Below are 23292 nucleotides of genomic sequence, written 5' to 3' on the forward strand. Positions count from 1 at the left end.
TGTCTGAGAGGTTTCTTAATGATCGTTGTGAGCGGTACGCGCGCGTGCCGCACGATACTCGGGCGCGAGAAGCGACCACACTTCGAGGTCGAGCCTGACCCCGTGGTGGGGAAAGCTCCCACGCCGTACGCCCTCCCTGCTCATCCCGAGGCGCCGGGCCACGTTCAGACTGGCGTGGTTGTCCACCGCCGCCATCCACTCCACCCTGTGCATGCCGCGCTGCTCGAAGGCGAAGTCGAGGAGTATCCGCATCGCCCGGGTGACCAGACCGCGTCCGGTGCCGGCGGGTTCCAGCCAGCAGCCGACCTCGCAGTTGGCCCGCTCCGCGTCGACGTTCAGGAAGAGCACCCCTCCGAGGAGTTTCCCCTCCAGCCACAGGCCGTGCAGGGAGGCGTTGTCGGCGGCGCGCAGGTCGGCGTACCGCTGGAGCATGTCCCGCGCGGAGGCCACGTCGACAGCGTCCTCCCCGAAGGGGATGTACCGGTTGATGAACTCCCTGCCACGCTCCAGGTGCGCGAAGAACTCCTCCGCGTGCCACGGCTCCAGCGGCCGAAGTTCCGCTCCGTCGTCACCCAGGGATATCGCGTACATCGCCCCGTTGCTCCTTCTCCAGTTCCGCCACGACATCGGTGAGCCTCTCATGCGCGGCGCGGCGCTCGGGCGGTTCGATGCTGATGCGGGGCATCCGGCGGTCCAGCCAGCCCGGCAGCCACCAGTTGGCGCCGCCGAGCAGGTGCATGAGGGCGGGGACGAGGAGGGTGCGCAGGACGAAGGCGTCGAGGGCGACGGCGGCGGCGAGCGCGATGCCGAACATGGCGATCACGCGGTCGCCGCTGAGCACGAAGGCGAGGAAGACGGAGATCATGATGACCGCGGCGGAGTTGATCACCCGGCTGGTCTCGGCGAGGCCGACCCGGACGGCCCGCCGGTTGTCGCCGGTCTCCAGCCATTCCTCGTACATCCGGCTGACCAGGAAGACCTGGTAGTCCATGGAGAGTCCGAAGAGGACCGAGACCATGATCACGGGCAGGAAGGGTTCGATGGGCCCGGCGCGGCCCAGCCCCAGCAGCTCGCTTCCCCAGCCCCACTGGAAGATCGCGACGACCACTCCGAAGGAGGCGGCGACGGCTGCGACGTTCATGGCGGCTGCCTTCAGCGGGATGCCGACGGAACGGAAGGCGAGCAGGAGCAGCAGACAGCCCAGGCCGATGACCACGCCGACGAACAGAGGCAGCTTGCCGACGATGACGTCCGCGAAGTCGTCGTACGACGCCGTCGTCCCGCCGACCTGGATGTCGAGTGACGTGCCGGTCTCCGCGCGCGGCAGCACCTCGGCGCGCAGCCGGTCCACGAGCTCGCTGGTCTGCTGGGACTGCGGGGCGGACTCGGGGACGATCGTGAAGTAGGCGAGGTCGCCACCGGTGTCGTAGGTCACAGGGGTGGTGGACGCGATGCCCTCGGTGGTGCGGAGGGTGGCGTCGAGGTTGTCGAGGAGGAGCTTGTCCTCGGCTCCGTCGACACGAGTCACCAGCGTGAGCGGCCCGTTGACGCCCGGGCCCAACCCGTCGGCGAGGAGGTCGTAGGCCTGCCGGGTGGTCGCGGACCGCGGGTCGTTGCCCTGGTCGGAGGTGCCGAGGCGCAGACCCAGGGTGGGCAGGGCGAGGACGGTGATGACCAGCAGTGCGAGGGCGCCGAGCAGTTTGGGGTGCCGTTCCACGAACGCGGACCAGCGGTGGGCGAACCCGGTCGGCAGTTCCGGCTCGGGCCCGTGCTCGGCGAGGCGGCGCCGCTCTCGCCGGCTCAGGGCGCGCATGCCGATGAGGGAGAGCAGGGACGGCAGCAGGGTCACGGAGGCGGCGACCGTCAGGACGACGGTCAGGGAGGCGGCTATCGCGACGCCGTTGAGGAAGCCGAGCCGGAGGATCAGCATCCCCAGCAGGGCGATGCAAACCGTGGCACCCGCGAAGACGACGGCGCGACCGGTGGTGGTGACGGCGTTCTCGATGGACTCGGCGACGCCGAGCCCGCGTTTGAGGCCGCGCCGGTGTCTGGTGACGATGAAGAGCGCGTAGTCGATGCCGACGCCGAGCCCGATCAGCATGCCGAGCATGGGCGCGAAGTCGGCGACGGTCATGGCATGCCCGAGCAGCCCGATCCCGGCGTACGCGGTGCCCACACCGACCAGGGCGGTGGCGATGGGCAGCAGCGAGGCGGCGAGCGAGCCGAAGGCCAGGAACAGCACGAGGGCGGCGACGAGTACGCCGACGATCTCGGCGACATGCCCGCCCGAGGGCTCGGTGAGGGCGACGGCGCTGCCGCCCAGTTCCACCTGGAGCCCGTCGGCCTCGGCGTCCTTGGCGGTGTCCACCACGGCCTTCGCCTCGGAGGCGTCGATGTCCTCGGCGGAGTCGGCGAAGGTGACGGTGGCGTACGCGGTGTGTCCGTCGGCGCTGACCCGGCCGGCGCCCGCGTCGTCGTACGGGGAGACGACGGCGGCCACGCCGGGCAGGTCCGCGATCCTCTCCAGGGTCGCGGTCATCGTCTGCTCGACGTCGGCGTCCCGGACCGAGCCCGACGTGAGGTGCCAGACGACCGTGTCGCTGTCGCCTCCGAGGTGCGGGAAGCCGTCCTCGAGCAGTTGGGTGGCGCGGCCGGACTCGGTGCCGGGGACCTCGTAGTCGTTCGAGTACGCGGAGCCGGTGACGGCGGCGGCCGCGCTCACCCCGCCGAGCGCGAGGAGCCACAGGAGAACGACGACCAGACGTCGCCGTACACACCAGCGTGCAAGGGCTGCCACGAACGTGCTCCCGGGGGTGAATTGTGGATCTTTGACCGGGAACAGTCCTTCATGTGTGAACAGCCCGCAAAGAACGCATGAGCAATGCGTGGACCACTCTTGCAGGGGAAAGTGATCGTTTATTGCGATCGTGCGTTTATTCACAAGAGTGGGAGACAGATCACAGGACAGTAACGGTCACTCTGTCACGTCAGTCGAACTGGTCGCCCAGCGCCATCACCATCACGCCGGCGATCAGCAGCCACAGGGCCCTGCGGGTGCGACCGCGGGAGCCGAGGACCGCGGCGAGCGCGCACACCCCGGCGCCGAATCCATAGGCCGCCGGGACCAGCGCGGGGGCGGATCCACTCAACCGGAGCGCCGCCGCGGCGAGACCGGCGAGGGCCAGCAGAGCGCCGGTGCCGGAGGCCGTCCAGCGGGCCCGCCGGGCGTCCAGCACCTGGCCGTCGTACTCCTCCTGTATGTCGGATGGCTCGGAATTCGCAGGACCGTTCATGGCGGGCGAGCGTAGCGTGTTCCGCTGAGAGAATCCGGGCCCGTCCGGCCCCCGGCCGAAGCAGGTGCGTTGTTTGAGCGTCCGACCGAGCTCCTCCGTATCCCTTTCCGTTTCCCCGGACTCAAGGAGCCCGTTCACCGATGCCAGACGACATCACCCCGTCCATGACGGGGCCCTCGAATGAGGACCTCACCCGGCGGCTGACCCAGGCCCGCTACCCGCGCAGCAACAGCTACGACGTCCGCTGGGTCATCGAGAACCAGATGGGCCCGAACGCGCTGTGGCTGCTGGAGTGGCTCGCGCCCGCCCTGGGCCTGGACACCCTGCGGCCCTGCGCCCGTGTCCTCGACCTGGGCTGCGGGCGGGCTATGACCTCGGTCTTCCTGGCCAGGGAGTACGACGTCCAGGTCACCGCGGCCGACCTGTGGGTCAAGCCCGACGAGAACGCCAAGCGCATCGCCGAGGCCGGTTTCGCCGACCGGGTGCTGCCCGTGCACACCGAGGCACACGACCTGCCCTTCGCCGAGGGCGGCTTCGATGCGATCGTGAGCGTCGACGCGTACCAGTACTTCGGCACCGACGACCTCTATCTGCCCACGCTGACCCGGTTGTTGAAGCCGGGCGGGCGGATCGGGATCGTCGTCCCCGCGGTGCGGGAGGAGATCGAGGGCGTGGAGCCGCCCGCGCATCTCCAGCAGTGGTGGCAGCCCGACTTCTGGTGCTTCCACTCGGCCGACTGGTGGAGGCGGCACTGGACCCGCGGCGGGGCCGTCGAGGTCGAGACGGCCGACTGGCAGCCGGACGGCTGGAAGGACTGGCTGCTGTGGTCCGACGTGATCGCCGAGGAGAGCCCCGAGGAGTTCCACCGCACGATGGCCCGTGACGTCGGCGAGATGGTACGGGCCGACCAGGGGCGGTCGTTGGGTTTCGTACGGCTCGTAGGGCGCCGTAAGTAGGGCTACGGCCCCGGAGGACACGTCCTCCGGGGCCGTACGCAACGGGGAGCTCAGCCCTCGCTGACGCCCAGCTTCTCCAGGATCAGCTCCTTGACGCGGGCCGCGTCGGCCTGACCGCGGGTCGCCTTCATGACCGCGCCGACCAGGGCGCCGGCCGCGGCGACCTTGCCGGAGCGGATCTTGTCGGCGATGCCCGGGTTGCCGGCGATGGCCTCGTCGACGGCGGCACCCAGCGCGCCCTCGTCGGAGACGACCTTCAGACCGCGCTTGTCGACGACCTCGTCCGGGGTGCCTTCGCCCGCGAGGACGCCTTCGATGACCTGGCGGGCCAGCTTGTCGTTCAGGTCACCCTTGGAGACCAGCTCGGTGACCCGGGCGACCTGCTCCGGCGTGATGGCCAGCTCGTCCAGCGCCCTGCCGGACTCGTTGGCGCTGCGGGCGAGTTCGCCCATCCACCACTTGCGGGCGGAGGCCGCGTCGGCACCGGCGTCGATCGTGGCGACGATCAGGTCCAGGGCACCGGCGTTGAGGATCGCCTGCATGTCGAGGGCCGTGATACCCCACTCGGCGACGAGGCGGTTGCGGCGCACCAGCGGCAGCTCGGGCAGAGCGGCCCGGATCTCCTCGACCCACTCGCGCGAGGGGGCCACCGGAACGAGGTCCGGCTCGGGGAAGTACCGGTAGTCCTCGGCCTCCTCCTTCACGCGGCCCGAGGTCGTGGACCCCGTGTCCTCGTGGAAGTGCCGGGTCTCCTGGATGATCGTCCCGCCACTGCTCAGGACGGCCGCGTGCCGCTGGATCTCGAAACGGGCCGCGCGCTCCACGGACCGCAGCGAGTTGACGTTCTTCGTCTCGGAACGTGTGCCGAACTTCTCACGGCCGTGCGGGCGCAGCGACAAGTTCACGTCGCAGCGCATCTGCCCCATCTCCATGCGGGCTTCCGACACACCGAGCGCCTTGATGACCTCGCGCAGCTCACGGACGTACGCCTTCGCCACCTCGGGAGCGCGCTCACCCGCACCCTCGATCGGCTTGGTGACGATCTCGATGAGCGGGATGCCGGCGCGGTTGTAGTCGAGGAGCGAGTGCGAGGCGCCGTGGATACGGCCCGTCGCGCCGCCCACGTGGGTCGACTTGCCGGTGTCCTCCTCCATGTGGGCGCGCTCGATCTCCACGCGGAAGGTCTCGCCGTCCTCCAGCTGGACGTCGAGGTAGCCGTTGAAGGCGATCGGCTCGTCGTACTGGGAGGTCTGGAAGTTCTTCGGCATGTCCGGATAGAAGTAGTTCTTCCGGGCGAAGCGGCACCACTCGGCGATCTCGCAGTTCAGCGCGAGACCGATCTTGACGGCCGACTCGATGCCGATCGCGTTGACGACCGGGAGCGCGCCGGGCAGGCCGAGGCAGGTGGGACAGGTCTGCGTGTTGGCGTCCTGACCGAGCTCGGTCGAACAGCCGCAGAACATCTTCGTCTTGGTGCCGAGTTCGACATGGACCTCAAGGCCCATGACGGGGTCGTACGACGCGAGAGCGTCCTCGTACGACACCAGGTCGGTCGTGGTGGTCACGGTGAAACTTCCCTCTCAGCCCAGCAGGACGTCGTCGTCGCCCAGCCGCTTCAGCTCGCGGTACAGGATGGCGAGGCCGGTGACGATGGCGACCGCGGAGACGGTGGCGTCGATCAGGACCAGCGTGTCCTTCTCGGCACGGGCCTTCTTGAGCCGCTTGGCGACGCCGATCGCGCCGAACGCGGTCCCGGCGATGGACAGGTACGTACCGGACTTGGACTTCTTGAAGTCCTTCGCCTTGGTCAGCTTGCTCACAGCGACGGTGCCTCCTCGAGGAGCGGGTGCCCCCACCTTTCCACGAAGGCGGCCTCGACGGCTGCGCCGACCTTGTAAAGACGGTCGTCCTTCAGGGCCGGGGCGATGATCTGGAGGCCGACGGGCAGGTTGTCCTCGGGTGCCAGACCGCACGGCAGCGACATGGCCGCGTTGCCCGCGAGGTTGGTCGGGATGGTGCACAGGTCGGCCAGGTACATCGCCATCGGGTCGTCGGCGCGCTCGCCGATCGGGAAGGCGGTGGTCGGGGTCGTCGGGGAGACGATCACGTCGACCTGCTCGAAGGCCTTCTCGAAGTCGCGCGTGATGAGCGTGCGGACCTTCTGCGCCGAGCCGTAGTAGGCGTCGTAGTAACCGCTCGACAGGGCGTACGTGCCGAGCATGATCCGGCGCTTGACCTCGGGGCCGAAGCCCGCCTCACGGGTGAGGGAGGTGACCTCCTCGGCGGAGTGGGTGCCGTCGTCGCCGGTCCGCAGGCCGTAGCGCAGGCCGTCGAAGCGGGCGAGGTTGGAGGAGCACTCGGAGGGCGCGATCAGGTAGTACGCCGACAGGGCCAGGTCGAAGGACGGGCAGTCCAGTTCGACGATCTCGGCGCCCAGCTCCTTGAGCAGAGCCACGGACTCGTCGAAGCGCTGGATGACACCGGCCTGGTAGCCCTCGCCGCGGAACTGCTTCACGACACCGACGCGCATGCCCTCGACGCTGCCGTTGCGGGCGGCCTCGACGACCGCCGGGACCGGGGCGTCGATCGAAGTGGAGTCGAGCGGGTCGTGTCCGGCGATGACCTCGTGCAGCAGGGCCGCGTCCAGGACCGTACGGGCGCAGGGGCCGCCCTGGTCGAGGGAGGAGGAGAAGGCGACCATGCCGTAGCGGGAGACTCCCCCGTACGTCGGCTTCACACCGACCGTGCCGGTGACGGCGGCCGGCTGGCGGATGGAACCGCCGGTGTCGGTGCCGATGGCGAGGGGCGCCATGTGCGCGGCCAGCGCGGCGGAGGAGCCGCCGCCGGAGCCGCCGGGGATCCTGGTGAGGTCCCAGGGGTTGCCGGTGGGTCCGTAGGCGCTGTTCTCCGTCGACGACCCCATGGCGAACTCGTCCATGTTGGTCTTGCCGAGGATGACGACGTCGGCGGCCTTCAGCCGCTTGGTGACGGTCGCGTCGTACGGCGGGATCCAGCCCTCGAGGATCTTCGATCCGACGGTCGTCGGGATGCCCTCGGTGGTGAAGATGTCCTTCAGCGCGAGCGGGACGCCGGCGAGCGGGCCGAGCTTCTCGCCCTTGGCCCGCTTCTCGTCGACGGCACGCGCCTGCGCGAGCGCGCCCTCGCGGTCGACGTGCAGGAAGGCGTGCACCTTCTCGTCGACGGCCTCGATACGGGCGAGGTGGGCCTCGGTGACCTCTACGGCCGTGAGTTCACCGGAAGCGATCTTCTCGGCGGTCTCGGCGGCGGTGAGCTTGATGATGGTGACGTTGTCCGTCATGGCGGTTAGTCCTCCCCCAGGATCTGCGGCACCTTGAAACGCTGCTGCTCCTGGGCCGGGGCGCCGGAGAGCGCCTGCTCGGGGGTGAGCGACGGACGGACCTCGTCCGCGCGCATGACGTTCGTCAGCGGGAGCGGGTGCGAGGTCGGCGGTACGTCCTGGTCGGCGACCTCACTGACGCGTGCGACCGCGCCGATGATGTCGTCCAGCTGTCCCGCGAAGTGCTCGAGCTCTTCGGGCTTCAGCTCCAGACGCGCCAGCCGTGCGAGGTGGGCGACCTCCTCGCGCGTGATGCCAGGCATGCAGCGATCCTCTGGGGTGAGTGCGTGTGGTTTGGGGCCAATCCTATGGGGCGGCGGCCTCAGGCTGTTAAACGGATTCGCAAGGGGGCGCCGGAGTCCATCGTGGAGCGGCCGCGGGTACGTTGTGGCTGGTCGCGCAGTTCCCCGCGCCCCTGAAGACAAAAGCCGCACAGGTCGCCGGGAATGTTCACTCCGCTGCCGGCAGCGCCGCCCTGGGCCGCTGCCAGCCCCTCGAACCCCTGGCCAGGAGCCACGCGGTCGTCTCCTCCGGGGGCATCGCGGCCGCGACCAGCCAGCCCTGTACGGCGTCGCAGCCCATGTCGCGCAACCGCTCCCAGGTCTCGTCGTCCTCCACGCCCTCCGCCACGACCAGGAGGCCCAGGGAGTGCGCGAGGTCGACCGTGCAGCGGACGATCTCCGCGTCCTCGGTGTCGACGGCCAGCTTGGCGACGAACGAGCGGTCGATCTTCAGTTCGCTGACGGGGAGGCGGCGCAGGTGGACCAGGGAGGAGTAGCCCGTGCCGAAGTCGTCCAGGGACATCTTCACGCCGTGGCCGGTCAGGGCGGCGAGGGTGTCCGCGGCCCGTGAGGGGTCCTCCAGCAGGACGTGTTCGGTGATCTCCAGTTGGAGCGCTCCCGCCGGGACTCCGTGCCGGGCGAGGCGCGCGGCCACCGAGCCGGCGAAGCCCGGGGTGTGGACGTCACGCGGGGAGACGTTGACCGCCACCGGGACGAACAGGCCGTGCGCCCGCCACTCGGCGACCTGGGCGAGAGCCGTGTCGAGGACGTACTCGGTGAGGTGGGGCATCAGTCCGGACGACTCGGCGATCGCGATGAACTCGTCCGGCGGTACCTTCCCGCGTTCCGGGTGCACCCAGCGCACCAGGGCCTCCAGACCGGCGACCTGTCCGTCGAAGCGGACCTTGGGCTGGTAGTGCAGCTGCACCTCGTGCGCGTCCAGCGCCCGGCGCAGATCGCCGAGCAGCCCGAGCCGGTCCGGGGTGTTGGAGTCCCGCTTGGACTCGTACACCTCTACTCCCGTACGGTCCCGCTTGGCCTGGTACATCGCCACGTCCGCCCGCCGCAGCAGCCCCTCGGCGTCGAGCGCGTGGTCGGGGAAGACGGCGACCCCGGCGCTGGCCTCCAGGACGAGGGTGAGCCCGTCGAGGTCGAGCGGGGAGCTGAGGGCGGCGACCAGGTTGCGGGCGACCCGGGTCGCGGAGGTCGTGGAGTCGGCGACCGGCAGTAAGACGGCGAACTCGTCGCCGCCGAGCCGCGCCGCCTCCGCCCCACGCGGCAGCGCGACCCGCAGCCGGTCGGCGATCTGGAGGAGCAGCCGGTCACCGGCGAGGTGACCCAGGGTGTCGTTGACCGAGCGGAAGCGGTCGAGGTCGATGAGCATCAGGGCGGACCGGGCGCCGATGCGCTCGGCGTCGTCCAGGGCGGACCAGATGCGCTCCAGGAGCCACTGCCGGTTGGGCAGTCCGGTCAGCGGGTCTCGCAGTTGCTCCTCGGCGCGGGCCCGGGCCATCCACAGCGTGGAGTCGAGGGCGATGAGGGGGATCGCGAACAGCGGGAGCAGCACGGGTTTGGCGGCGGCGACCACGCAGACCAGGGGGGCGATGCCGAGCAGCGCGACCGCGACCAGGCCCTGTCTGACCAGGGCGGTGCGGGCCACGGTGGGCAGACCGGCGTGCCGGGAGGAGTGCAGATACCAGCCCAGGGCCCGGGTGACCGCGAGGTAGGCGACGGCGACCAGGACCACCTCGGGGCCGGTGTAGAAGGTCCAGGTGTCGGGGTTCCAGGGGGTCTCGACGGACGGCGACTGACCGAACGCGGCGATGACCAGGGCGCCGGTGGCTATGCCGAGCATGTCCACCGCGCCGTGCAGGATGCCCTGCCGCCAGCGGTGGCGCCGGGCTATGCCGACCAGCAGGACGACGGTGAGGCTGACCATCCCGGCGGGCACCCAGCCGTACATCAGCAGGACGGCGAGGGTCAGGGCGGCGCCCGAGCCGGTGCCGCCCCACCAGCGGGCCCGGCCGAGGGCGACCAGGTGGCCGACGATGACGCCGGTCAGCACGGCCAGCGACCAGCCGACGGTGCCGGACGGGAAGAGGGCGTGGCCGCCGGTGAACGCCCGGTAGAAGCCCGCGCCCAGCACGAATCCGGCCGCCGAGACGACCGCCGTGGGCAGGGCGGGCCAGGACAGCTGTCGGTCGGGGTCGGAGTCAGGCATACCGGGGACGCGCTCGGCGGTGAGCTGCGCGGCACCGGGGCCGCCGGCCGCGGTGTACTGCCCGGCGGCGCGCCCCTCGACGCCCGGACGCTCCGAAGGCCGCCCGGCCCAGCGGCTAGCCCGCCATGCGCCGGTGATCCGGCGCAGGCGCAGCCGTGAGTCCGGGGCGGCGCTCTCGGTCGGTTCCATTCCCGTCCCTCTCACAGCCGGCGGTGCCCACGCCACGCGGCTCGTTCGCCCGACAAAACCCTCGACGGCGCCGCGTTGGAAAAACCTTCCCCTTGCTCTTCAGGAGCAAGGGAATGCCCCGACCGCAGCTGGGCACGGCAGGCGCACATCTCAACAGTAGGCCGCAGAAGGCTTCCACGGGCAGCGGTCGTCGACGGTTGCCCGAATGCGCCCCGGCCACCCGTATGCATCTGGTATGCGCCGATCGGGTGGCGTTCAACCGCCGCTCCTCGCTACTCCTCCGTGGGAAGTGCCACATCGGTGGCCGCCTCGGGGCCCTGTTCCAGCAGCACGTCGAAGCCGTCCTCGTTCAGAACAGGCACCTTCAGTTGCATCGCTTTGTCGTACTTGGAACCCGGATTGTCGCCTACGACGACGAAAGACGTCTTCTTCGAAACCGAACCGGTGACTTTCGCCCCTCTGGTCTGCAACGCCTCTTTGGCCCCGTCTCGGGTGAAGCGCTCCAGGGTGCCGGTGACGACGACGGTGAGCCCTTCGAGGGGACGCGGACCTTCGTCCTCCCCCGAGCCCTCCTCCTCCATGCGCACGCCCGCGGCCTTCCACTTGCGCAGGATCTCCTGGTGCCAGTCCTCCGCGAACCATTCCTTGAGGGACTTCGCGATGATCGGGCCGACGCCGTCGGTGTTCGCCAGTTCCTCCTCGCTCGCCTGCTCGATGCGGTCGATCGAGCGGAAGTTGCGCGCCAGCGCCTCGGCGGCGACCGGGCCGACATGGCGGATCGACAGGCCGGTCAGGACCCGGGCGAGCGGGCGCTCCTTGGCGGCCGCGATGTTCTCCAGCATGGCGACGGCGTTCTTCTTGGGCTCGCCCTGCTGGTTGGCGAAGACGGTGGCGATCTTCTCCTCGCCGGTCTTCGGGTCCCGCTTGGGCAGACCGCTGTCCTGGTCGAGGACGTACGCCTTGATGGGCAGCAGTTGCTCGATGGTGAGGTCGAACAGGTCGCCCTCGTCGGTCAGCGGCGGGTCCGAGGGCTCCAGCGGTTTGGTCAGGGCCGCGGCCGCGACGTACCCGAAGTGCTCGATGTCCAGCGACTTGCGGCCCGCGAGGTAGAACAGGCGTTCGCGCAGCTGGGCGGGGCAGGTCCGGGCGTTGGGGCAGCGCAGGTCGACGTCCCCCTCCTTCATGGGGCGCAGGCCCGTCCCGCACTCCGGGCACTCGCTCGGCATCACGAACTCGCGCTCGCTGCCGTCGCGCAGGTCGACCACCGGGCCGAGGATCTCCGGGATGACGTCACCGGCCTTGCGCAGCACCACGGTGTCGCCGATGAGGACGCCCTTGGCCTTGACGACGTCCTGGTTGTGCAGGGTGGCGAACTCGACCTCCGAGCCGGCCACCGTCACCGGTTCGACCTGGGCGTACGGCGTGATCCGGCCTGTACGGCCCACGCCCACGCGGATGTTGATGAGCTTGGTGTTGACCTCTTCGGGCGCGTACTTGTAGGCGATCGCCCAGCGGGGGGCTCGGGAGGTGGAGCCGAGGCGGCCCTGGAGGGGGATCTCGTCGAGCTTGACGACGACCCCGTCGATCTCGTGCTCCACGGAGTGGCGGTTCTCACCGAAGTAGGCGATGAACTCCCGTACGCCGTCGAGTCCTTCGACCACCTTGTTGTGCTGGGCGGTGGGCAGGCCCCAGGACTTGAGGAGGTCGTAGCCCTGGGAGAGGCGGGTCATGCCGTGGAAGCCCTCGAGGACGCCGATGCCGTGCACGACCATGTGGAGCGGGCGGGTGGCGGTGACGCGCGGGTCCTTCTGGCGCAGTGAACCGGCCGCCGCGTTGCGCGGGTTGGCGAAGGGCTTGTCACCGGCCTCGACCAGGCGGGCGTTGAGCTCCTCGAACTTCTCCATCGGGAAGTAGACCTCGCCGCGGATCTCCACGAGGTCGGGGACCTTGTCGCCTTTGAGGCGGTCCGGGATCTCGGCGATCGTGCGGACGTTGGGCGTGATGTCCTCGCCCGTGCGGCCGTCGCCGCGGGTCGCCGCGCGGATGAGGCGACCGTGCTCGTAGGTGAGGTTGACGGCGAGACCGTCGACCTTGAGCTCGCACAGCAGGTGGTAGTCGGTGGTGCCGACGTCCTTGGCGACCCGCTCGGCCCAGGCCGCCAACTCCTCGTCGCTGAACGCGTTGTCCAGGGAGAGCATGCGGGAGCGGTGCTGGACGGACGTGAACTCGGTCTCGTACGCCCCCGCGACCTTCTGGGTCGGCGAGTCGGGGGTGCGCAGCTCCGGGTACTCCTCTTCGAGGGATTCGAGGGAGCGCAGGAGCTTGTCGAAGTCGGCGTCGCTGATGACCGGCGCGTCGTTCACGTAGTACCGGAAGCGGTGCTCCTCGATCTGCTCAGCGAGCTGCGCGTGCTTCTCCCGTGCCTCGGCGGGCACCGTCGTCTCCGCTTGCTTGTCGCCGGCCACCGTGTTGTCCTCCCGTTACTCTGGGTTGTCCGCGAGGGACCTCGCCGCCTGGGCGCAGTGGGCGAGAGCCTTGCGGGCGTACTCGGGGGACGCGCCCGCGAGTCCGCACGACGGAGTGACCGTGACCGCCTCCGCGAGAAGTCCCGGATGCAGCCCCAGCCTGCGCCACAGCGTCCTGACACCCATGACGCTACCGGCAGGGTCTGACAATGCCGTGTCCGTGCCGGGCACGACACCGGCGAAGAGCCTCGTCCCCCCTTCCACCGCCTCGCCGATCGCGTCGTCGTCACGCTCGGTGAGGAGCGAGAAGTCGAAGGAGACCGCCGCCGCACCCGCCCTCCGCAGCAGGGCGAAGGGGACGTCCGGTGCGCACGAGTGGACCGCGACGGGGCCACCCCCGTGAACCCCGACGACGTCGCGCAGGGTGGCCTCGACGACCTGCCGGTCCACGGCCCGGTGGGTGCGGTAACCGCTGGCGCTCCTCACCTGCCCGCGCAGGACGCCGATGAGGGACGGCTCGTCGAGCTGGAGCACGACCTGCGCCCCGGGGATACGCCTTCGGACCTCCTCCAGGTGCAGGCGCAGTCCCTCGGCCAGCGAGGCGGCGAGGTCCCGGCAGGCGCCGGGGTCGGAGAGGACGACCTCGCCGTTCCGCAGCTCCAGCGTGGCGGCCAGCGTCCAGGGACCGACGGCCTGCACCTTCAGCTGCCCCTCGTACCCCTGGGTGAACTCCTCCAGCGCGTCGAGGTCCTCCCCCAGCCAGGACCGCGCCCGCTTGGTGTCCCGGCCCGGCCGGTCCCCGATCCGCCACCCGCTGGGCTCCACGCGCGCGTACAGCTCGACGAGCATTCCGGCGGTACGGCCGATCATGTCGGCGCCGGGGCCGCGGGCGGGCAGTTCGGGCAGGAACGGGAAGTCCTCGAAGGAGCCGGTGGCGGTCCTGGCGGCCTCACGGGCGTCGCCGCCGGGGAGGGAGCCGATGCCGGTGGCGGGGGCGAAGCGAAGGTCTGCGGTCACATACGAAGCCTACGTACGTGGCAGGAGGAGGTTCGCGCCCCCACCGGAGCTTCGCCCCCACCGGAGCCGTCAGCGCCCCGGGCGGACCGTCAGGTCGTTGATCTCCGCGTCCCGCGGCAGGTCCATCGCCGTCAGGATCGTCGTGGCGACCGACTCGGGGTCGATCCATCGCGCGGGGTCGTAGTCCTTGCCCTCCTGCTGGTGGACCTTGGCCTGCATGGGGCTCGCCGTGCGGCCGGGGTAGACCGAGGTGACGCGGACGCCGTGCGCGTGCTCCTCGTGGCGCAGGGAGTCCGCCAGGGCCTTGAGGCCGTGCTTGGAGGCGGCGTACGCGGACCAGTCGGCGTGCGCGTTCAGTCCCGCGCCCGAGTTCACGAACACCACGTGGCCCCGGGCCGCCCGGAGCTGGGGCAGGAAGTGGCGGGTCAGCTCGGCCGGAGCGATCAGGTTGACGTTCAACTGGTGGCGCCAGGACTTCGGGGTCAGCTCGCCGACCGGGCCGAGGTCGACCACACCCGCGATGTGCAGCAGGGAGTCCACCCGATCGGGCAGCGACTGGTGCGAGAAGGCCCAGCTCAGCTTGTCGGGGTCGGCCAGATCTCCGACCAGGGTGCGCGCCCCGGGGAACTGAGCCGCCAGCTCCTTCGCCCGGCCCGCGTCACGTGCGTGCAGCACGAGTTCGTCCCCGCGCGCGTGCAGACGCCGGGCCACCGCCGCACCGATGCCGGAGCCCGCTCCGGTGATCACATGTGTAGCCATGCCGCCATGCTCGCATCACGGCGTCAGCGCGTACCGAGCGACTCCTCCAGGTACGCCAGCGCCCCCACCGGCTCCTCGGCGAAGAACACCAGGTCGGTGAGCGGGAGAGGCAGGAAGCCCTCGTCCTCCATGCGCCGGAACTGCTCCTTCAGCCCGTCGTAGAAGCCCGCCGTGTTCAGCAGGACGACCGGCTTCTGCGTGTGCCCGTGCTTCTTCAACTCCAGGATCTCGGTCGCCTCGTCGAGCGTGCCCGTGCCGCCCACCATGATCACCACGGCGTCGGCCTTCTCCAGGAGCAGCTTCTTTCGTTCGGCGAGGTCCTTCGCGATCACCATCTCGTCGACGCCCGGGCGGACCTTGGCGGCCAGGAACTCCACGGAGACCCCGACGAGCCGCCCGCCCGCCTCCTGCACCCCGTCGGCGACCACCTTCATGAGACCCACGTCCGAGCCACCCCACACAAGGGTGTGGCCGCCCTTGCCCAGCAGCTTCGCGAACTCCCGCGCGGGGCGCGTGTAGCGGGAGTCGAGGTCGGCGGCGGAGAGGAAGACGCAGATTCGCATGAGGTCACCGTACGCGGGAAGAACCGGGGGCCCGCGAGCGCTTTCCCGGTATGGCCGAAGGACACACGATCACCATCGAGCAAGCCGACCAGCACGTGCGCGTGGTGCACGGCGACCAGGTCCTCGCGGAGAGCGACAGGCCCCTCGTGCTGCGCGAGACGGGCTCTCCCGTGCGGTACTACCTCCCCGCCGAGGACGTACGACTCGACCTGCTGACCCCCTCCGACACCCACACCTACTGCCCCTTCAAGGGCACCGCGTCCTACTGGTCCCTGCCGGACGCGCCCGACCTGGTGTGGTCCTATCCCGAGCCGAAGCCCGCCGTCGCCGAGATCAAGGACCACCTCTGTTTCTACGAGGTCGACGTGTCCTGACCGATGATTTCCGTGCGGTGCGGCAGTCTCCACAGGCATGGACAAGAAGACCCTCTCGCGCGACGGCACGCCGATCGCGTACGAACGCACCGGACACGGCCCCGCAGTCGTCCTCGTCAGCGGCGCGATGTCCACCGGCGGCACGGTCGCGCCCCTGGCCGTGCCGCTGTCCGAGCGGTTCGACGTGCTCGTGTACGACCGCCGGGGCCGCGGTGCGAGCGGCGACACGGCCCCCTACGCGGTGGCCCGTGAGGTCGAGGACCTCGCCGCGCTCATCGAGGCGGCGGGCGGCGAGGCATGCCTGTGCGGCATCTCGTCCGGCGGTGCGCTGGTCCTGGAGGCCGCGGCGAGCGGACTGCCGGTACGCCGGGTCGCCGTGTACGAGACGCCGTACGCCGACTTCCTGGACGGCGGCGCGGAGCGGATGGCCGAGTACACCGAGAAGCTGACGGCAGCGCTCGCCGAGGGCCGGCGCGGGGACGCGGTGGAGCTCTTCCTGCGGCTCACCGGCATGGGCGAGGGGATGATCCAGGGCGCCCGCCAGTCCCCCATGTGGCCCGGCATGGAGGCGGTCGCCCCGACGCTCGCCTACGACAACGCGGTCATGGCCGGCGGTCTGGTCCCCCGGGACCGGCTGGCCTCGATCACGGTCCCGTTGCTGGCGGTCGCGGGCGGCGCGAGCCCCGAGTGGATGCGCGAAGGCACCAGGGCGGTCGCGGAGGCGGCACCGAAGGGCTCGTACCGCGTCCTGGAGGGCCAGACCCACATGGTGGACCCGACGGCCCTCGGACCGGTCCTGGCGGAGTTCTTCGCGGCCTGATCGTCCGTCACCCGGCACCCGCGGGTGCCGGGACGTGCCCGTACGCGCGGGCCGTGGCGACGGCGTGTGCCCGGCACCTCCGGTGCTGTCCCGAGAGCCTGCGGGCACGCGCGCGTGGCACCCTGACACACCCCGCGGCCGTGCGCACGTGCCGGCACCGGCAGATGGTCCGCCCAGGGGCCTGCGGGCACCCGCGTGCAGCATCAACTGACACAACCCACGGGGCGTACCCACCCGGCGCCTCCCGGGACGATCCGCCCGACACCCAGCGGCACCCGCACGTGGCACCCCTGACACGGCCCACGGCCGTACCCACGTGCCGGCACCGCCGGACCATCCGCCCAGGAGCCCGCGCGGAGTTCCCTCGCGGGCCCGGGTGCCGTCGCGGGTCTAGGCCACGCCCGCCGTCACCCGCACCGTGGACGCGATCGTCGCCGAACCCACCACGCGCGTGCCGTCGTAGAGCACGATCGCCTGGCCGGGGGCCACCCCGCGGACGGGCTCGGCGAAGAAGACCTCCAGGGTGCCGTCCACCAGCTCCGCGGTGACCTCGGTCTCGCCGCCGTGGGCGCGGAGCTGGGCCGTGTAGGTGCCGGGGCCCGTCGGGGCCGCGCCGCACCAGCGGGGCTTGATCGCGGTCAGGGCGTTCACGTCCAGCGCGGCGGCCGGGCCGACCGTCACCGTGTTGTTCACCGGTGAGATGTCGAGGACATAGCGCGGCTTGCCGTCGGCGGCCGGGGTGCCGATCCTGAGGCCCTTGCGCTGGCCGATGGTGAATCCGTACGCCCCCTCGTGGGAGCCGATCTTCGCGCCCGACTCGTCGACGATGTCGCCCTCCGCCCGGCCGAGGCGGGAGGCGAGGAAGCCCTGGGTGTCGCCGTCGGCGATGAAGCAGATGTCGTGCGAGTCGGGCTTCTTGGCGACCGCGAGACCCCGGCGCTCGGCCTCGGCGCGGATCTCGTCCTTGGTGGTGACCGTGTCGCCGAGCGGGAACAGGGCGTGCGCCAGCTGCTTCTCGTCCAGGACACCGAGGACGTACGACTGGTCCTTCGCCATGTCGGAGGCGCGGTGCAGCTCCCGGGAGCCGTCCGCGAGCGTGACGACCTTCGCGTAGTGGCCCGTGCACACCGCGTCGAAGCCCAGCGCGAGCGCCTTGTCGAGCAGGGCGGCGAACTTGATCTTCTCGTTGCAGCGCAGGCAGGGGTTGGGGGTGCGGCCGGCCTCGTACTCGGCGACGAAGTCCTCGACCACGTCCTCGCGGAAGCGGTCGGCGAGGTCCCAGACGTAGAACGGGATGCCGATGACGTCGGCGGCACGGCGGGCGTCGCGCGAGTCCTCGATGGTGCAACAGCCACGCGCGCCCGTGCGGAACGATTGCGGGTTCGCGGACAGCGCGAGGTGGACGCCGGTCACATCATGGCCGGCTTCGGCGGCGCGGGCGGCGGCGACGGCGGAGTCGACTCCTCCGGACATGGCGGCGAGTACACGAAGAGGGCGCGGCGTGGTGTCAGTCATAACCCCTCAAGAGTACGGGGGCGCGGGAACCGGAGCCCACGAGTATCCGTTGACGATCACATGGGGGAGAAAAAAGCATCCGCAGACGGCGACCGGCGCATCGGTCGCCGGGCCCTGCTCATCGGCGGGACGGCGGCGGCCGTGGGCACGGCGGTGCTGGCCCGCGACGAGTTGGCGCGGCTGTGGTGGCGGGCGCCGGGTGTGGAGAAACCGCGTGTCGAGGGCGCGGTCGACTTCCGCGGCGCGCAGTGGGTGGCGGCCTCCGACGCGAACTGGCGGCGGGCGGACCGGCCCGACGACTACGGCATAGACATGGTGATCATCCATGTCACCCAGGGCAGCTTCGCGAGCGCGGTGAAGGTGTTCCAGGACCCGGGCCACGGCGCGGCCGCGCACTACGTCGTCCGCAAGGACGGGCACATCACGCAGATGATCCGCGAGCTGGACGTGGCGTTCCACGCGGGCAACCGCTCCTACAACGAACGCAGTGTGGGCATCGAGCACGAGGGATTCGTCGACCGGCCCGAGGACTTCACCGACGAGATGTACGCGGCTTCGGCGCGGCTCACGGCCGGGATATGCGCGCGGTACGCCATACCCGTCGACCGCGAGCACATCATCGGCCATGTGGAGGTGCCGGGCACGGATCACACCGACCCGGGCGAACACTGGGACTGGGAGCGGTACATGCGGCTGGTGCGGAAGGTGCCGAGCGCCTCCGTCTAGCAACGAACGTCCCGCCCGCTAGCTACGAACGTCCCGCCCGGTGATGAACATTCGGTTTGGTTATGAACATCCGGCCAAGACCGCCCGCCCGACATGTCCCGTATCCCGATCATGACCTGCGGACCAGCAACTTGGCTTTTCTTCAAGGGAGTTGACCCAGGTCCCGCTCTCACAGCTTCCCGGGCTCGCACCCAGCTTCACCCCAGTCCTCACACAGCCCTTACGTCGAGGCTCCCCGGCCATGACACGCACCACAGACGGCCTGGGGGCCGAGCCCGAGCACTCCAAGGAGAGCAGAGGCCACAAGAAGGGTCTACACCGGCGGAAGTTCCTCGGCGGGATGGCCGGGGTGGGCCTCGGGGCCGTGGGCGCGGCAGGCGCCGCCTTTTCCCTGCTGACCGAAGGCACCCGCAACAAGGCGGCCGCCGCGACGGACGGCACCCTCACCATTCCGGACCTGCTGGAGGGCACCACCTCCGACGGCACCACCACCTTCACCCTGGCCGCACAGACCGGGACCTCCGAGGTGCTCAGCGGTGTCACCAGCACCACCGCCGGTTACAACCAGTCGTTCCTCGGTCCCACCCTGAAGTGGACCAAGGGCGACACCGTGCTGCTGAACATCACCAACAGCCTCACCGAGGACACCACCGTCCACTTCCACGGCGCCCACGTCCCGCCCACGATGGACGGCGGCCCGCAGAACGCCTTCTCCGCCGGGACGACCTGGTCGCCCACCTTCACGGTCCTGGACGAGGCGAAGACCCTCTGGTACCACCCGCACGCCCTGGGCACCACGGCCAAGCAGGCCACCCACGGCCTGGCCGGGATGATCATCGTCGAGGACGACTCCGACACGTCCGCCGCACTGCCCGGCGACTACGGCGTCGACGACATCCCGCTCGTCTTCCAGTGCCTGGCCGTGGACAGCGCCGGCGACATCAAGTACGACCAGAGCGGCTATCTCAGCTCCGGTCTCAGCTTCCCGCTGCTGGTGAACGGCGAGAACGTCGACGACACCACGCTCTCCTTCGCCGCCACCAGGACCCGCAACCGCTTCCGCGCTCTCAACGCCTCACCGTCGGACATCGTCACCCTCCAGCGCAGCGACGGCGGCACGCTGACCCAGATCGCCACGGACCAGGGCTACCTGACGGAGGCGGCCGAGGTGACCACGATCCGTCTGGTGGCCGGCGCCCGCGCCGAGTTCGTCATGGACGTCAGCGAGGACGTCACACTCCAGGCCGTCATCACGACGGGCTGGATCCGCGGCGGCTCCGGCACGTACGACTTCCTCACCGTCACGGCGGGCGGCACCGACACCCCGGACGACCTGCCGAGCACGCTCAACACCATCGAGCGGTACGACACCTCCGACTTCACGGCGCGCACCATCACCCTCAGCAACACGGGTGCGACCATGAAGATCAACGGCTCTGCCGGGCTCACCATGGCCGGCATGACCATGATCAGCACCACGCTGGGCGCGAAGGAGATATGGACGATCACCAACGCCAGCCAGCTGGAGCACTCGTTCCATCTGCACGACGTGCCCTACCAGCTCGTCTCGATCAACGGTGAGGAGCCGACCGGGGTCGACCTCGGCTGGTACGACACGTTCGAGGTCGTCGGCGGCGGCGAGATCGTGATCGCGATGGAGTTCACCGACTTCGCCGACGACACGTACATGTACATGCTCCACTGCCATCTGCTTCAGCACGAGGACGAGGGAATGATGGCCTCCCTCATGGTCACGGAGAGCTGACCGGAAGCCCCTGGTCCGGCGGGTCCTGCTGCGGCGGCGTTACGTCAGCCCCGCCGCGCGGGCCCGTTCCACCGCCGGACCGATGGCCTTCGCGACCGCCTCGACGTCCGCCTCGGTGGAGGTGTGCCCGAGGGAGAAGCGGAGGGTGCCGCGGGCCAGGTCGGGCTCGGTGCCGGTGGCCAGCAGGACGTGGCTGGGCTGGGCGACGCCCGCGGTGCAGGCGGAGCCGGTGGAGCACTCGATGCCCTGGGCGTCCAGGAGGAGCAGCAGGGAGTCGCCCTCGCAGCCCGGGAAGGTGAAGTGGGCGTTGGCCGGGAGACGGCCCCCGGGCGCCGGGTCGCCGCCGAGGATCGCGTCCGGGACCGCCGTACGGACCGCCTCGACCAGGGCGTCGCGCAGGGCGCCGATTTCGAGCTCGAACCACTCGCGCTGCTCGGCGGCGAGGCGGCCGGCCACCGCGAAGGAGGCGATGGCGGGAACGTCGAGGGTGCCGGAGCGGACGTGGCGCTCCTGGCCGCCGCCGTGCAGGACGGGGACGGGGGTCCACTCGCGGCCGAGGACCAGGGCACCGATGCCGTACGGGCCGCCGATCTTGTGACCGGAAACCGTCATCGCGGCGAGGCCGGAGGCGGCGAAGTCGACGGGGACCTGGCCGAAGGCCTGGACGGCGTCGGCATGCAGCGGGATGCCGAACTCCGCGGCGACGTCGGCGAGTTCGCGGACCGGCAGGACCGTGCCGATCTCGTTGTTGGCCCACATGACCGTGGCCAGGGCGACGTCGTCGGGGTCGCGGGCGATCGCCGCGCGCAGGGCGTCGGGGTGGACCCGGCCGTATGTGTCGACGGGGAGGTACTCGACGGTGGCGCCCTCGTGTTCGCCGAGCCAGTGGACGGCGTCGAGGACGGCGTGGTGTTCGACGGGGCTCGCGAGAACCCGCGTCCTTGCGGGGTCCGCGTCGCGCCGGGACCAGTACAGGCCCTTCACGGCGAGGTTGTCGGCCTCCGTCCCGCCGGAGGTGAAGACGATCTCGCTGGGCCGGGCGCCGAGCGCCTCCGCGAGGGTCTCGCGGGATTCCTCGACCGTGCGGCGGGCCCTGCGGCCGGATGCGTGGAGGGAAGAGGCGTTGCCGGTGGCGCCGAGGTGCGCGGTGAGTGCCTCGACCGCCTCGGGGAGCATCGGGGTGGTCGCGGCGTGGTCGAGGTATGCCATGGTGACGCCGATTCTACGGGTCGCACGCGAGCACCCTCAGGCCAGGACCGGCCGGTGCCGGCGGGCTCAGAAGCTCCAGGACGGCGTGCTGTCCAGCTGCATGAAGGCCACCAGGACCAGGAGGTCGGCCACTCCGAGGCCGAGACCCAGGTAGGCACGGCCGCGGCGGGCGGTGCCGCGCCACAGGGCCACCGAGGCCAGGACGATGGCGATCGGGCCGAGGAAGACATTGAGGACGAGAAGGCCGATGAGGCCGAGGATGAAGGACGCCACGGCCATGCCGTCGGCATCGCGGGCGCCGGTGCGGGAGGTGGCCTGCGCGGTGAGCTGCATGGTGATCAGTGCTCCTGGGGACGGTGGGGCGGGGGTCAGTGGGCCGAGGTGCGGCGGCGGGCGTGGCGCTCGCGGAGCGCGAAGACGCCCAGCCAGACGGCGATCACGACGGCGGTGACTGCGGTGAAGGTGAGCGGCGCGTGGGCGACGGTGCCCAGGACGACGCCGAGCAGCATGAGTGCGGCGACGAGGAACAGCATGGGACGGATCCCCCTCCGAGATGGCTGTCGTTACGTTTGGGTGAACAGTTGTAGTTACAGTTGTTCACTGACTCTCGAGTCTAGCGCGTCACACGGCTTTCCAATTACGGAGAACAGTTGTTAACTGGATGACATGAGTCACACCCTCGGCATCCGGCAGGCACAGAAGCAGAAGACCCGGCAGGCGCTCCTGGACGCGGCGTTGGCCCTGCTGGAGGAGCAGAGCCTGAGCAGCCTCGGTCTGCGCGAGGTCACGCGCGCCGTCGGCGTCGCCCCGACCGCCTTCTACCGGCACTTCCGCTCCATCGCGGATCTCGGCGCGGCTCTGGTCGAGGAGGCGCTGGGCAGCCTGCACCCGATGATCCGGACGACAGTGTCCGCGGCCGACGACCACGCCCAACGGATCAAGCGGGCCATCGAGTTGATCGCCGGTCATGTGGACGCGTACCCCGCCCATGTCCGTTTTATCGCCCGGGAGCGACATGGCGGTGTCCAGCCGGTCCGGGAGGCCATCCGGGACCAACTCGCCCGGTTCGGGCAGGAGGTGAAGGACGAGCTGGCCAAGGACCCGGTGTCCGAAGGCTGGAGCGAGGACGACCTGCTGATGCTGGCCAACCTCTACGTCGACCAGATGCTGATCACGGCCTCACTGTTCCTGGAGGCCCTGGAGGCATCGCCGGAGGAGCGCGAGCGCGTCTGCCAGGTGGCGGAGCATCAGATGCGCCTGATCAGCATCGGCCGCGAACACTGGCTGGACTAGGGCCCGCCCACCGACTCCCCGTCCGGGCAACGCACAGGGGCGGCACCCCCGTTCACCGGGAGCACCGCCCCTGTCGTACGACGTCGGGGTCAGCTCTTCGTCGCCGCCGCAGTCGGTGCACCGCTGGGCGCCCCGCTCGGGGCCGCGCCGCCCGCGCCGCCGCAGCCGCCCATGCCGCCGCCGGGACCGCCCTGACCGCCCTTGCCGCCGCCGGGGCCGCCGCTCGGCATCCCGGAGGGGTTGCCGCTGGGCGCGCCCGACGGCCTCGCGGTCGCGTTGCCGGTGGGAGCTCCCGAGGGGGCGCCGCTCGGCATACCGGAGGAGTTGCCGGTCGGGGCCTGACAGTTCTGCTGCTGACCCGAGTTGCCGCTGTTCGAGGTCGACGACGAGTCGCCCGAGCCACAGGCCACCAGGGCGAGGGGCGAGAGCGCCAGCAGAGCCACGGCGGGGAGAAGACGCACACGCTTCATGAGAGACAGCTCCAGGGA

The 23292-nt window shown here is 70.5% G+C and carries 23 protein-coding genes; 6 read left to right on the forward strand and 17 right to left on the reverse strand.

The window, feature by feature from the left end; all coding sequences use genetic code 11:
• Window positions 1-15 precede the first annotated feature (15 nt).
• The 3 genes from ACIBJB_RS30260 to ACIBJB_RS30270 all read right to left on the reverse strand — a co-directional run bounded on the left by ACIBJB_RS30260 (window position 16) and on the right by ACIBJB_RS30270 (window position 3293).
• Window positions 16-591 carry a GNAT family N-acetyltransferase gene (locus ACIBJB_RS30260; RefSeq protein WP_398935074.1) on the reverse strand — a complete coding sequence of 192 codons (576 nt, stop codon included), beginning with the start codon at window positions 589-591 and terminating at the stop codon, window positions 16-18.
• Window positions 569-2797 (reverse strand): MMPL family transporter, encoded by a 2229-nt coding sequence (locus ACIBJB_RS30265; RefSeq protein WP_398935076.1) that lies wholly within the window; start codon window positions 2795-2797, stop codon window positions 569-571. The genes ACIBJB_RS30260 and ACIBJB_RS30265 overlap by 23 nt, the downstream gene beginning before the upstream one ends.
• 190 nt (window positions 2798-2987) lie before the next feature.
• The gene (locus ACIBJB_RS30270) at window positions 2988-3293 is read right to left on the reverse strand and encodes a hypothetical protein (protein ID WP_266527322.1); all 306 of its coding nucleotides are present in this window, start codon (window positions 3291-3293) and stop codon (window positions 2988-2990) included.
• A 140-nt stretch (window positions 3294-3433) separates the two neighbouring features.
• Between ACIBJB_RS30270 and ACIBJB_RS30275 the strand changes: the two genes are divergently transcribed.
• Window positions 3434-4249 (forward strand): methyltransferase domain-containing protein, encoded by an 816-nt coding sequence (locus ACIBJB_RS30275; protein WP_398935078.1) that lies wholly within the window; start codon window positions 3434-3436, stop codon window positions 4247-4249.
• A gap of 50 nt (window positions 4250-4299) precedes the next feature.
• On the opposite strand, the gene gatB is transcribed toward ACIBJB_RS30275, so the two are convergent.
• The 9 genes from gatB to ACIBJB_RS30320 form a co-directional block, all read right to left on the reverse strand.
• Window positions 4300-5814, reverse strand: coding sequence for an Asp-tRNA(Asn)/Glu-tRNA(Gln) amidotransferase subunit GatB (gene gatB / locus ACIBJB_RS30280; RefSeq protein WP_398935080.1), 1515 nt, complete (start codon window positions 5812-5814; stop codon window positions 4300-4302).
• 15 nt (window positions 5815-5829) lie between these two features.
• A complete protein-coding gene (locus ACIBJB_RS30285; RefSeq protein WP_007384862.1) occupies window positions 5830-6069 on the reverse strand; it encodes a hypothetical protein in 240 nt (79 codons plus the stop codon).
• Window positions 6066-7568 carry an Asp-tRNA(Asn)/Glu-tRNA(Gln) amidotransferase subunit GatA gene (gene gatA, locus ACIBJB_RS30290; protein WP_398935082.1) on the reverse strand — a complete coding sequence of 501 codons (1503 nt, stop codon included), beginning with the start codon at window positions 7566-7568 and terminating at the stop codon, window positions 6066-6068. Before gatA ends, ACIBJB_RS30285 begins: the two co-directional genes overlap by 4 nt.
• A 5-nt stretch (window positions 7569-7573) precedes the next feature.
• Entirely contained in the window at window positions 7574-7870 is a 297-nt protein-coding gene (gatC, locus tag ACIBJB_RS30295) for an Asp-tRNA(Asn)/Glu-tRNA(Gln) amidotransferase subunit GatC (protein ID WP_007384860.1), read from the reverse strand.
• Window positions 7871-8057: 187 nt separating this feature from the next.
• Window positions 8058-10298: a putative bifunctional diguanylate cyclase/phosphodiesterase gene (locus ACIBJB_RS30300; protein WP_398935084.1), complete on the reverse strand. Its 2241-nt coding sequence runs from the start codon at window positions 10296-10298 to the stop codon at window positions 8058-8060.
• A 272-nt stretch (window positions 10299-10570) separates the two neighbouring features.
• The gene (gene ligA, locus ACIBJB_RS30305) at window positions 10571-12763 is read right to left on the reverse strand and encodes an NAD-dependent DNA ligase LigA (protein ID WP_398935086.1); all 2193 of its coding nucleotides are present in this window, start codon (window positions 12761-12763) and stop codon (window positions 10571-10573) included.
• Window positions 12764-12778: 15 nt separating this feature from the next.
• On the reverse strand, window positions 12779-13780 hold the full coding sequence (locus ACIBJB_RS30310; RefSeq protein WP_398935088.1) for a methionine synthase: 1002 nt from the start codon (window positions 13778-13780) through the stop codon (window positions 12779-12781).
• A gap of 69 nt (window positions 13781-13849) precedes the next feature.
• The gene (locus ACIBJB_RS30315; RefSeq protein WP_398935090.1) at window positions 13850-14539 is read right to left on the reverse strand and encodes an SDR family oxidoreductase; all 690 of its coding nucleotides are present in this window, start codon (window positions 14537-14539) and stop codon (window positions 13850-13852) included.
• Between the two features lie 23 nt (window positions 14540-14562).
• Window positions 14563-15102: a TIGR00730 family Rossman fold protein gene (locus tag ACIBJB_RS30320; RefSeq protein WP_398935092.1), complete on the reverse strand. Its 540-nt coding sequence runs from the start codon at window positions 15100-15102 to the stop codon at window positions 14563-14565.
• A 50-nt stretch (window positions 15103-15152) separates the two neighbouring features.
• On the opposite strand from ACIBJB_RS30320, the gene ACIBJB_RS30325 reads away from it, so the two are divergent.
• Window positions 15153-15476 (forward strand): DUF427 domain-containing protein, encoded by a 324-nt coding sequence (locus ACIBJB_RS30325; RefSeq protein WP_398935094.1) that lies wholly within the window; start codon window positions 15153-15155, stop codon window positions 15474-15476.
• A gap of 37 nt (window positions 15477-15513) precedes the next feature.
• Complete coding sequence (locus tag ACIBJB_RS30330) at window positions 15514-16296, forward strand: alpha/beta fold hydrolase (RefSeq protein WP_398935096.1); 783 nt, start codon at window positions 15514-15516, stop codon at window positions 16294-16296.
• 390 nt (window positions 16297-16686) lie between these two features.
• On the opposite strand, the gene mnmA is transcribed toward ACIBJB_RS30330, so the two are convergent.
• Window positions 16687-17811, reverse strand: coding sequence for a tRNA 2-thiouridine(34) synthase MnmA (gene mnmA, locus ACIBJB_RS30335; RefSeq protein ID WP_398935098.1), 1125 nt, complete (start codon window positions 17809-17811; stop codon window positions 16687-16689).
• A 60-nt stretch (window positions 17812-17871) separates the two neighbouring features.
• On the opposite strand from mnmA, the gene ACIBJB_RS30340 reads away from it, so the two are divergent.
• The gene (locus ACIBJB_RS30340; RefSeq protein WP_398935100.1) at window positions 17872-18537 is read left to right on the forward strand and encodes an N-acetylmuramoyl-L-alanine amidase; all 666 of its coding nucleotides are present in this window, start codon (window positions 17872-17874) and stop codon (window positions 18535-18537) included.
• A 241-nt stretch (window positions 18538-18778) separates the two neighbouring features.
• A complete protein-coding gene (locus ACIBJB_RS30345; RefSeq protein ID WP_398935102.1) occupies window positions 18779-20302 on the forward strand; it encodes a multicopper oxidase family protein in 1524 nt (507 codons plus the stop codon).
• Between the two features lie 39 nt (window positions 20303-20341).
• Here ACIBJB_RS30345 and ACIBJB_RS30350 read toward each other — a convergent pair whose 3' ends face one another.
• The 3 genes from ACIBJB_RS30350 to ACIBJB_RS30360 all read right to left on the reverse strand — a co-directional run bounded on the left by ACIBJB_RS30350 (window position 20342) and on the right by ACIBJB_RS30360 (window position 22044).
• Entirely contained in the window at window positions 20342-21511 is a 1170-nt protein-coding gene (locus ACIBJB_RS30350) for a cysteine desulfurase family protein (protein WP_398935103.1), read from the reverse strand.
• Between the two features lie 66 nt (window positions 21512-21577).
• Complete coding sequence (locus ACIBJB_RS30355) at window positions 21578-21844, reverse strand: DUF4190 domain-containing protein (protein ID WP_398935105.1); 267 nt, start codon at window positions 21842-21844, stop codon at window positions 21578-21580.
• Between the two features lie 35 nt (window positions 21845-21879).
• The gene (locus ACIBJB_RS30360; RefSeq protein WP_398935107.1) at window positions 21880-22044 is read right to left on the reverse strand and encodes a hypothetical protein; all 165 of its coding nucleotides are present in this window, start codon (window positions 22042-22044) and stop codon (window positions 21880-21882) included.
• A 133-nt stretch (window positions 22045-22177) separates the two neighbouring features.
• Between ACIBJB_RS30360 and ACIBJB_RS30365 the strand changes: the two genes are divergently transcribed.
• Window positions 22178-22804 carry a TetR family transcriptional regulator gene (locus ACIBJB_RS30365; RefSeq protein ID WP_398935109.1) on the forward strand — a complete coding sequence of 209 codons (627 nt, stop codon included), beginning with the start codon at window positions 22178-22180 and terminating at the stop codon, window positions 22802-22804.
• Between the two features lie 89 nt (window positions 22805-22893).
• On the opposite strand, the gene ACIBJB_RS30370 is transcribed toward ACIBJB_RS30365, so the two are convergent.
• Window positions 22894-23274 carry a hypothetical protein gene (locus ACIBJB_RS30370; RefSeq protein WP_398935111.1) on the reverse strand — a complete coding sequence of 127 codons (381 nt, stop codon included), beginning with the start codon at window positions 23272-23274 and terminating at the stop codon, window positions 22894-22896.
• Window positions 23275-23292: the final 18 nt, after the last annotated feature.

The organism is Streptomyces sp. NPDC050759 (genome assembly GCF_044456945.1).
Taxonomy (GTDB): Bacteria; Actinomycetota; Actinomycetes; order Streptomycetales; family Streptomycetaceae; genus Streptomyces.

Bases quoted from the DNA above. Each gene is read 5' to 3' on its own strand.
- ACIBJB_RS30260 (WP_398935074.1), bottom strand. From the start codon at position 591: ATGTACGCGATATCCCTGGGTGACGACGGAGCGGAACTTCGGCCGCTG.
- ACIBJB_RS30270 (WP_266527322.1), bottom strand. From the start codon at position 3,293: ATGAACGGTCCTGCGAATTCCGAGCCATCCGACATACAGGAGGAGTAC.
- ACIBJB_RS30275 (WP_398935078.1), top strand. From the start codon at position 3,434: ATGCCAGACGACATCACCCCGTCCATGACGGGGCCCTCGAATGAGGAC.
- gatA (WP_398935082.1), bottom strand. From the start codon at position 7,568: ATGACGGACAACGTCACCATCATCAAGCTCACCGCCGCCGAGACCGCC.
- gatC (WP_007384860.1), bottom strand. From the start codon at position 7,870: ATGCCTGGCATCACGCGCGAGGAGGTCGCCCACCTCGCACGGCTGGCG.
- ACIBJB_RS30300 (WP_398935084.1), bottom strand. From the start codon at position 10,298: ATGGAACCGACCGAGAGCGCCGCCCCGGACTCACGGCTGCGCCTGCGC.
- ACIBJB_RS30315 (WP_398935090.1), bottom strand. From the start codon at position 14,539: ATGGCTACACATGTGATCACCGGAGCGGGCTCCGGCATCGGTGCGGCG.
- ACIBJB_RS30320 (WP_398935092.1), bottom strand. From the start codon at position 15,102: ATGCGAATCTGCGTCTTCCTCTCCGCCGCCGACCTCGACTCCCGCTAC.
- ACIBJB_RS30325 (WP_398935094.1), top strand. From the start codon at position 15,153: ATGGCCGAAGGACACACGATCACCATCGAGCAAGCCGACCAGCACGTG.
- ACIBJB_RS30330 (WP_398935096.1), top strand. From the start codon at position 15,514: ATGGACAAGAAGACCCTCTCGCGCGACGGCACGCCGATCGCGTACGAA.
- mnmA (WP_398935098.1), bottom strand. From the start codon at position 17,811: ATGACTGACACCACGCCGCGCCCTCTTCGTGTACTCGCCGCCATGTCC.
- ACIBJB_RS30340 (WP_398935100.1), top strand. From the start codon at position 17,872: ATGGGGGAGAAAAAAGCATCCGCAGACGGCGACCGGCGCATCGGTCGC.
- ACIBJB_RS30345 (WP_398935102.1), top strand. From the start codon at position 18,779: ATGACACGCACCACAGACGGCCTGGGGGCCGAGCCCGAGCACTCCAAG.
- ACIBJB_RS30350 (WP_398935103.1), bottom strand. From the start codon at position 21,511: ATGGCATACCTCGACCACGCCGCGACCACCCCGATGCTCCCCGAGGCG.
- ACIBJB_RS30355 (WP_398935105.1), bottom strand. From the start codon at position 21,844: ATGCAGCTCACCGCGCAGGCCACCTCCCGCACCGGCGCCCGCGATGCC.
- ACIBJB_RS30360 (WP_398935107.1), bottom strand. From the start codon at position 22,044: ATGCTGTTCCTCGTCGCCGCACTCATGCTGCTCGGCGTCGTCCTGGGC.
- ACIBJB_RS30365 (WP_398935109.1), top strand. From the start codon at position 22,178: ATGAGTCACACCCTCGGCATCCGGCAGGCACAGAAGCAGAAGACCCGG.
- ACIBJB_RS30370 (WP_398935111.1), bottom strand. From the start codon at position 23,274: ATGAAGCGTGTGCGTCTTCTCCCCGCCGTGGCTCTGCTGGCGCTCTCG.